Origin of the sequence: Pseudomonas sp. NY15463 (assembly GCF_048068415.1) — a bacterium.
GTDB classification, from domain to species: Bacteria; Pseudomonadota; Gammaproteobacteria; order Pseudomonadales; family Pseudomonadaceae; genus Aquipseudomonas; species Aquipseudomonas mosselii_C.
Genome location: NZ_JBLUQD010000020.1, coordinates 1 through 1,518, shown reverse-complemented (window position 1 = coordinate 1,518; position 1,518 = coordinate 1). Strand labels below are relative to the sequence as shown.

The following is a 1,518-nucleotide window of genomic DNA, read 5'->3' as shown; positions in this document are numbered from 1 at the left end:
AACGTCGATGACGTCTACAAGGACGAAAGCACTGTCACTGCGACCGTTACCAAAGTCGAAGGTGGCAACTTCGAGAATGTCAGCCTGAACGGCGCTTCGGCGACCGCGACTGTGGCCGACACTCTCGACACTACTACTGTTACTGTCACCGCAGATCCGGCGAAGGAAGGTGATGCGAACGTCACCTTCAACTTCCAGCTGAGCAATCCGCCGCAGACTGGCAGCGCTACTACGCTCACCGTGAACGTCGGTGGTACTGAATATCAGGTCAACGTCGATGCTTCCGGCAAGGGCACTCTGCAAGTGCCGAACACCAACGTCGAAGACGTTTACAAAGACGAAAGCACCGTTACTGCAACCGTTACCAAAGTCGAAGGCGGTAACTTCGAGAACGTCAGTCTGAATGGCGCGTCGGCCACCGCGACCGTGACCGACACCATTACGCCGGAAGGTACGACTACCGTCACTGTGACGGCAGACCCAGCGAAAGAAGGCGACGCCAACGTCACCTTCAACTTCCAGCTGAGCAACCCACCGCAGACTGGCAGCCCGGTCACGCTGACCGTGAACGTCGGCGGCACCGAATATCAGGTCAACGTCGATGCTTCCGGCAAGGGCACGCTGCAAGTCCCGAATACCAACACCGATGACGTCTACAAAGACGGTTCGACCCTGACCGCGACTGTCACTAAAGTAGACGGCGGCAACTTCGAAGCCGTGGATCTGAGCAAATCCAGTGTCACGGCCAACATCGAAGACACTATCGATACCACCACAGTCACCGTGACGGCGGACCCGGCGAAAGAGGGCGACGCCAACGTCACCTTCAACTTCCAGTTGAGCAATCCACCGCAGACCGGCAGCGCTACGACGCTGACGGTGAACGTCGGCGGCACCGAATATCAGGTCAACGTCGATGCTTCCGGCAAGGGCACGCTGCAAGTGCCAAACACCAACGTCGATGACGTCTATAAAGACGAGAGCACCGTTACCGCGACCGTCACCAAGGTCGAGGGCGGCAACTTCGAGAATGTCAGTCTGACTGGCGCGTCGGCGACCACGACCGTGGCCGACACCCTCGACACCACTACCGTCACCGTGACGGCAGACCCAGCGAAAGAGGGCGACGCTAACGTCACCTTCAACTTCCAGCTGAGCAATGCGCCACAGGCTGGCAGCGCCACTACGCTCACCGTCAACGTCGGCGGCACCGAATATCAGGTCAACGTCGATGCTTCCGGCAAGGGCACGCTACAAGTGCCAAACACCAACGTCGATGATGTCTACAAAGACGAGAGCACCGTTACCGCGACCGTTACCAAGGTCGAGGGTGGCAACTTCGAGAACGTTAGCCTGAACGGCGCTTCGGCGACCGCGACTGTGGCCGACACTCTCGACACTACTACCGTTACTGTCACCGCAGATCCGGCGAAGGAAGGTGATGCGAACGTCACCTTCAACTTCCAGCTGAGCAATCCGCCGCAGACTGGCAGCGCTACTACGCTCACCGTGAACGTC

Annotated in this window: 1 protein-coding gene; it reads left to right on the top strand. The window is 58.6% G+C overall.

Annotated elements, in window-relative coordinates:
- Positions 1 to 1,518 (top strand): immunoglobulin-like domain-containing protein (locus ACNFIC_RS23830; protein ID WP_416782281.1); only part of this gene is annotated, 1,518 nt, incomplete at both ends.